The 6,988-nt window shown below is 43.2% G+C and carries 7 protein-coding genes; 4 read left to right on the top strand and 3 right to left on the bottom strand.

Annotated features, from left to right (window positions below):
- Positions 1 to 305: 305 nt before the first annotated feature.
- Positions 306 to 959 (top strand): 16S rRNA (guanine(527)-N(7))-methyltransferase RsmG, encoded by a 654-nt coding sequence (rsmG, locus tag RR842_RS02545; RefSeq protein WP_332728928.1) that lies wholly within the window; start codon positions 306 to 308, stop codon positions 957 to 959.
- Positions 960 to 1,042: 83 nt separating this feature from the next.
- Here the strand turns inward: rsmG and RR842_RS02540 are convergent, their stop codons facing one another.
- On the bottom strand, positions 1,043 to 1,444 hold the full coding sequence (locus RR842_RS02540) for a DUF559 domain-containing protein (RefSeq protein WP_332517521.1): 402 nt from the start codon (positions 1,442 to 1,444) through the stop codon (positions 1,043 to 1,045).
- Between the two features lie 398 nt (positions 1,445 to 1,842).
- Between RR842_RS02540 and RR842_RS02535 the strand changes: the two genes are divergently transcribed.
- Together RR842_RS02535 and RR842_RS02530 are read left to right on the top strand one after the other, a co-directional pair.
- The gene (locus RR842_RS02535) at positions 1,843 to 2,724 is read left to right on the top strand and encodes an AAA family ATPase (RefSeq protein WP_332517525.1); all 882 of its coding nucleotides are present in this window, start codon (positions 1,843 to 1,845) and stop codon (positions 2,722 to 2,724) included.
- A complete protein-coding gene (locus RR842_RS02530; protein ID WP_332728927.1) occupies positions 2,717 to 3,766 on the top strand; it encodes a ParB/RepB/Spo0J family partition protein in 1,050 nt (349 codons plus the stop codon). The genes RR842_RS02535 and RR842_RS02530 overlap by 8 nt, the downstream gene beginning before the upstream one ends.
- Before the next feature lie 143 nt (positions 3,767 to 3,909).
- On the opposite strand, the gene rlmN is transcribed toward RR842_RS02530, so the two are convergent.
- A complete protein-coding gene (rlmN, locus tag RR842_RS02525; protein WP_332517517.1) occupies positions 3,910 to 4,947 on the bottom strand; it encodes a 23S rRNA (adenine(2503)-C(2))-methyltransferase RlmN in 1,038 nt (345 codons plus the stop codon).
- A gap of 138 nt (positions 4,948 to 5,085) precedes the next feature.
- Between rlmN and RR842_RS02520 the strand changes: the two genes are divergently transcribed.
- The gene (locus tag RR842_RS02520) at positions 5,086 to 6,030 is read left to right on the top strand and encodes a D-alanine--D-alanine ligase (protein WP_332517515.1); all 945 of its coding nucleotides are present in this window, start codon (positions 5,086 to 5,088) and stop codon (positions 6,028 to 6,030) included.
- Positions 6,031 to 6,233: 203 nt separating this feature from the next.
- On the opposite strand, the gene RR842_RS02515 is transcribed toward RR842_RS02520, so the two are convergent.
- Positions 6,234 to 6,875, bottom strand: a complete 642-nt coding sequence (locus RR842_RS02515) for a hypothetical protein (protein ID WP_332517513.1) — start codon at positions 6,873 to 6,875, stop codon at positions 6,234 to 6,236.
- Positions 6,876 to 6,988: the final 113 nt, after the last annotated feature.

The following is a 6,988-nucleotide window of genomic DNA, read 5'->3' as shown; positions in this document are numbered from 1 at the left end:
AAGCCACTGGATCTACCGGTGGTCATGACTGAATAAGCTATCTAATACTATTCGCAAGGTTGTTTTTGTATTTAGATAGTTTGCAGAAAATATAAGAGAGCGCTAGCTAATGCAATCTATATCTATTTATTGAATCTCTTATCAGATATTTCTTTGTCTAAGAATGCAAGAGCGTTTCAGTCGCCGTTCTCCTCTCAATGTTTCACGTGAAACATTGAGAGGAGGGTTTTAATTACTCTTTTTACTTACTGAACTGACGAGCATGATAAACTGTATCTCCTGAAGTGGTCGAGATAAGGATTCTTATGCAAAATAAAAGCCTAGTAGATGTTTATTTGGACAGTGTTTTGGAAGCCAATAAAACTACTAACTTAACCAGAATATCGTCTCTTGAAGAAGCTCGTATTCTCCATGTTGAAGATTCATTGGCGGGTCTACCTGAATTACAGCAGGCCCCTAAAGGGCTGTATGGTGATCTCGGTACGGGTGGTGGTTTCCCTGGAGTTCTCTTAGCTATCGAAACTGGTAGAAAAACAATCCTTGTTGATTCTGTTCAAAAGAAAATGGCTATTATTGAAAAGATATTAAAGGAAATGAACCTCGATGGGTCTATTACAACCTACGCCGGTCGTATTGAGGATCTTACAGTGGATTATCCTGGGCAATTTGCAGTATTGACCGCGCGAGCCCTTGCGAAGCTTTCGGTGCTGATGGAGCTGTCTAGCCCCTTGCTTAAAAAGAATGGTCGTCTTATATGTTATAAAGCAAATGTACAAAGTGAAGAATGGGAACATGCCCTTTCTTTGCAAGACAAACTTGGAATGAAACTTTTCTCTGATAGATCTCTTCTACTAAGCGATCAAGAAACCCAAAGAAGGATTATTTGTTTTGAAAAAGTAAGTCGTGCAAAAATTTCTCTTCCCCGAAGGATGGGTTTAGCTCAGAAGAAACCCCTGTAATGTTTCACGTGAAACATTACAGGGGTTTTGAGGTGGTTATTATACTGAGTAAGCTGATATAAAATAGAGTTTCACGTGAGACTTTATTTCTTTTGGATAATCAGCGATAAGGGGATTTCTGAATAATCGTTTCTTCTCTTCTGCACTTCTTGATGGATGAATTCGCATACGCCTTCGAAATTTTCTCGGATGTAAGAATTAGGAAATCTTATTTCCTTGATTCCTTCCATTTCAAGATAGGTTGTACGAATTTCATCATGCAGCCGATTTTCTTCTTCATAATGTTGAGACCCATCAAGTTCAATACTGAGCCTTACTTTCCTACAGTAGAAATCAACGATATAAGGGCCGATCAGTATTTGCCGAGAAAAGCGCACTGGATAACTACGCAAAAATCGATACCAAAGAATTTGTTCTGCAGGTGGCATGTTTCTTCTCATGAGACGTGCGTACTCTGCAAGTTTCGATCGAGCGGCGCGGTTCATTCTTATTCCTCCTTTTACTAAAAAACTAAAGTCATCATACTTCCTGAACCTTGCAAAACAACCGTTCAGGGTATCCGGTTGGAGTCGTTGGAGTCTTTCCCGTTTCAATCAAATTTACCGTGCTGTTTGCAACAAGGATTAACTGTATTTTTATCAAATTTCTGACAATATTTCTTTCATTCGATTATGTATTCGTATTTTACGAGCGAAATGAATACCACTGCGCCGCTACAATGTTTCACGTGAAACATAAAACAAGGTATACTAGCGATAATTGCTCGTGAAAGGGGGCCTTTGTGGGATTATTCGATAGTCTGAAACGCGAAAGAAAAGCAGCCGAGACTGTCACACCGAAAGAAGAATCTACTCTTGCCGATGATCAGACGTATGAAGATGATATTTCCATTGAGAATATCGAAATTATCGAGCGTGAAGTAGTTCAAGAGGCTGAAAAGGAAATCCCCCTTAAGCCTATTAAATCTTTCAAAGACAAAGAACCTGTAACGCGTGCTATTGGCCAGACGAAAATTATGGCTATTATCAACCAAAAAGGTGGCGTGGGAAAGTCTACTACCGCCATTAACCTTTCAGCTGCATTAGGGGAAAAGGGTAAGCAGGTATTGCTTGTCGATCTTGATCCACAAGGAAACTCATCGAGCGGTCTTGGTATTGAGAAAAGCCGTGTTGACCATTGCATTTATGATGTTCTCCTTAACAGTGTTCCTGTTGAGGAAGTGATAATTCCTGATGTATGTGAAGGATTGGATGTCATTCCGGCAACTATCAACCTAGCTGGTGCTGAAGTAGAACTAGTCTCGGAAATGGCCCGCGAAAATCGCTTACGCGACGCAGTTGGTTCACTTCGCGGTAAATATGATTATATTTTTGTCGATTGTCCCCCTTCGCTGGGTCTTTTAACGGTAAATGCCCTTGTTGCTGCAGATAAGCTTCTTATACCGATCCAGTGCGAGTTTTATGCCTTGGAGGGTGTGACAAAACTCCTTGATTCAATGAAACGTGTCAAAACGCTCCTTAATCCATCACTTGATATCTTCGGAGTCCTCCTTACCATGTATGACGGAAGGACAACTTTATCGCGCCAAGTTGTCGAGGAGGTACGCAGTTATTTTGGTAAGACTGTTTTTGATTCGCTTATTCCTCGCACAGTTAAGCTTTCGGAAGCGCCTAGTTTTGGACAGCCAATCACCCAATATGATCCCACAGGAAAAGGTGGCCAATCTTATATCGACCTTGCAAAGGAAGTGATTAACCGTGGCTAAATCGACGAAAAGCGGCTTAGGTCGAGGATTAAACTCGCTGCTTGGAGGCGCTTATGAAGAAGCCATTCCTGCTGAACCTATAAAACCTGCTCCTCGAGTTGTTGTTGAAGCGGAATATCCTGTCGAACCTAGGACTATACTTTCAAGTGATACCCCTCGACAAGAAGCGCCTCATCTCGAAGCGGAGTCCTCTCTATCGGGGGAATACGTTAATGAGGAAGACCATATAACTATAAAAAGCGTTGTTCAGAGAAGGACTGACGAAGTCCCTCTTGAGACAGTTTCTCCGAATCCTGATCAGCCTCGCACTCATTTCAAAAAGGAACAGCTAGAAGAGCTTGCATCGTCCATAGAAAAAGACGGTCTTTTGCAGCCGATATTAGTGAGGCCTGTTGGTAATAATAAATATCAGATCATTGCTGGCGAACGCCGCTGGCAGGCTTGTCGTCTAGCAGGTATGAAAACGGTTCCTATTCGCATTAAAGATGCTGATGACGATAAAGCCCTCGAACTTGCACTTATTGAAAATATCCAACGATCCGATTTGAATCCTATCGAAGAGGCCTATGGCTACCGTCGCATGATGGAACGCAGAAACCTTACTCAATCCGATGTCGCTCAAGCAATGTCGAAAGGGCGTTCGACAGTTGCTAATGCCTTACGTCTCCTAGAGCTCCCCGAAGAGGCTCAACAGTTGTTATTTGAGGAGAAGATAACTGCCGGTCATGCACGTGCTATTCTTTCTATTCCTTCCAAAGAGGACCGCACAAAGCTGACGCAGAAATTGGTAGAAGAAAAACTTTCCGTTCGCGAGACCGAGGCTATTGCCCGTTTATTTGCCGGCAAGAAGGCGGCAGGAGCCACACCATCTCGGCAACCTACCCCTAAATCATTCAAGACGGTAGCAAAAGCTCTCCGTGAGGTTCTTCATACGAATGTTAAAGTGAAGACTGTCCAGGGGAAGAATAAGATAGAGATCGAATTCAAAGATGAAGAAGAGTTGGAAAAGTTGTTTGAGGAATTGCTCGCTTCGATTTCATAATGTTTCACGTGAAACATTATGAAATATGAATGATATAGCAAATGCCTCTAATGAGTTCTATATCATCGTCCGGTGTAGTGTATAAAGGAAAAGCTTGAATGTTTCACGTGAAACATTCAAGCTTTGAAAGCCTCTCAATGAAACTAGCAACTCTTATTCTTAAGCGCATTTTTAAGCTGCCCGCATGCTCCTGCTATATCGCTACCCCGAGAATTGCGGATGGTAGCTTCTATACCTGCGTTGTTGAGGGTTGACAGCCATGAATTCATTGTCTTGATACTACTCGGTTGGAATAAGGAATCGCTTACTTTATTCAAAGGGATTAAGTTAACATGGCATAGTAAATCACGACAGAACTCAATAAGCGCGTCCATATCTTCGTTCTGATCATTTGTATTGCGTATTAAAGCATATTCTAGGGTTACCCTTCGGTTGGTTGTCTTAATGTAGCTCATAAGGGCTGTTTTAAGCCGTTTTAAGGTGTACTTTGATACTCCAGGCATAATTATGTCACGTGTTTGTTGTACTGCCGTATGGAGGGACACGGCGAGGGTGAACTGTTCAGACTCTTGACTGAGTTTTTCGATTCCTGGAATAATCCCACACGTTGATAAAGTAATATGCCGAGCGCCAATATTGAATAATCTAGGATGGTTAAGTATACGAAGTGCTTCCAAAGTGTTGTCGTAGTTGAGAAAAGGCTCTCCTTGACCCATTACTACAACATTCGATACACGACGGTTCGCTTTTTCTTGTACCACGATAATTTGGTCGACAATTTCACCTATGGTAAGGTTTCGTCCGAACCCTTCCTTTCCCGTAGCGCAGAAAGCGCATGCCATGCCACATCCGACCTGAGAAGAGCAGCAGACGGTGAGACGAGTGTCTCCAGAGGGTATGGAGACAGTTTCAACGCACGCTCCATCATGATAACGAAGGATGAATTTTTGCGTTCCGTCAGAGGATACTTGACTATCGATAATAGAGGGACTATGCAGAGGATAGTCTTCGGAAAGACGGTCACGTAAAACTTTCGGAAGGTTTGTCATATCGTTGTATGAAAGTACGCCTTGTTGATAAACCCATTCGGAAAGTTGCTGTGCTCTGAAGGGGGGCACCTTCAGCTCTTTTGCAAGATCTTGCAATCCGGATAAAGAATATGATTTGATTGGTTTTTCCATAGCCGCATTATATCTTAAAGATACAAGCAAGTGTTTCACGTGAAACATTGTTGCCTAAGGAGAAGAAGGACCTGACAATAAAGGTGGATTTGCTATACTTCTCGAAGTTGTTGACCCTTAAAGACGAAAGAAGGCTCCATGGGTGATTGCATTGAGCCCCAGCACTGCCATGTGGCGTTGTTAGTGGGTGGTGTCAGTGGCGAACGTGAAGTTTCACTTGCTTCTGGCGTGGGTGCCCGTCAAGCATTGGAGGAGGCGGGGTTTCCGGTAACGGTTCTCGATCCTGCAAATAAAGAAGATCTCAAGGTTCTTATTGATGGAAAATTCGATGTTGCCTTCATATGCCTGCATGGAAAATTTGGCGAAGATGGCACGTTGCAGGGACTGTTGGAAATGATCGGACTGCCCTATATCGGTTCGGGGGTATGGTCAAGTGCTTTGGCAATGGATAAAGCCAAGTCAAAGATTTTCTATGATCTCGCCGGCATCTCTACACCTCCTTCTATAACGCTCACCTCGACTTCTTCTGTTAAGGCAGTCGATATTGTAGGGCAGTTAGGAAACCACTGCGTAGTGAAACCCGCCACTGAGGGCAGCGCGTTGGGAGTTTTTATCGTTGAAGGCGAAGATGCTATAAGCGAATCGATCGAAAAAGTATTTGAGCTGGATAATTTGGTTCTTATTGAAAGATATATAAGTGGCAAGGAACTTACCGTTGCCGTTATTGGCAACGAAAATCCGAAAGCTCTCCCTATTATCGAAATTGTTCCAGTAAATGAATTCTATGATTATGAATCGAAGTATGTTCCTGGTGCCTCACAACACCTCTGTCCTGCACCTCTATCGGACGAGGTTACAAGAAGAATCCAACAAATGGCAGTCGAAGCCCATGGTGTCCTTGAATGTAAGGGAGTATCTCGTTCTGATTTCATCTTAGATGATGAAGGCACTAGTTGGATTCTCGAGACGAATACTATTCCTGGTATGACAGGAACCTCGTTACTCCCTGATGCTGCACGTGCAGCGGGTATTTCATTTCCGGAGCTTTGCACAATGCTTGTTCGTTTTGCCTTAGAAAAATGATTAAAATAGGGCCGAATGTTTCACGTGAAACATTCGGCCCTACTCCCTGTTTTAGCGTAGGGAAGGAGCATGCCCTAACGAGAAATATCATTTCTTGCTTGATTTTCAATAATACGATAGTTGCACTTCATCCAATAACCTTCGTTTGGCTCTCTAGACGCTTCAGGGAATGTTTCACGTGAAACATTCCCTGGGTCTGAACATCAAAAAACATTACAGGATTTAAGGGCAACCACTATGCTTCCAGCTAATGCAATCAAGAAAATCCAACTGATAAGATAGCAGCCTTTGTTTCCTTTGCGTCCTTGTTCTATAAACTTTTCCGATATCTTACGCGAGTTTTTCATAATGACGGTCCCCGTTTGCCCTTTTGGTAAAGGGACGCTTTTAGAGGGTAGCCAGGACCCTCCTGACTCTATGACTTGCTTTATACCCTGCTCTCCTAAATCTATGTCAGGGCGCACTCCATCCATCAGTCGGTTTGCGATCCCTTCAGAAAATTGGCTGAATATCTCGCTTTGATCAGGAGAAAAGCAGATTACTGCCGCTTCTCCCCAGTAGTGGCCAGGTTCTGGACGGTCAGTGAACGCCATGAACGATAAAAGTGCCTCTGTATGCCAGTCGCGCGCCTTCAAGACACGCAGTTGATGTGTAGTTTTGGCATCGAAAAATCCGACAAGTTTACCGAATCGATTCTTCATCCAAGCTATCGTGTTTCCTTCTTCCGTTTCGAACACGATGTCGAACATATCGCCTACCAAATTGTCTGCTCCCAAAAGGGCGGCCGCTTCCTTTTTGGAAAGAGTATCGAAGCGAGCGTAAAAACCGACATATGTTGTGTCCATCTGGTCTCCTTGATTAGGCTCGTGTGCGAGATGAAGTTTACCATGATCGTCCTATCTGTTTTTCGTTTCCCGTATGATCGGTATTTTCTTTCATGTGGCAAACGATTGGATCG

This window comes from Gordonibacter sp., assembly GCF_036667095.1.
GTDB lineage: Bacteria > Actinomycetota > Coriobacteriia > Coriobacteriales > Eggerthellaceae > Gordonibacter.
Note: the sequence above shows the minus strand (reverse complement) of the source record. Positions and strands in the feature narration are given on the sequence as shown.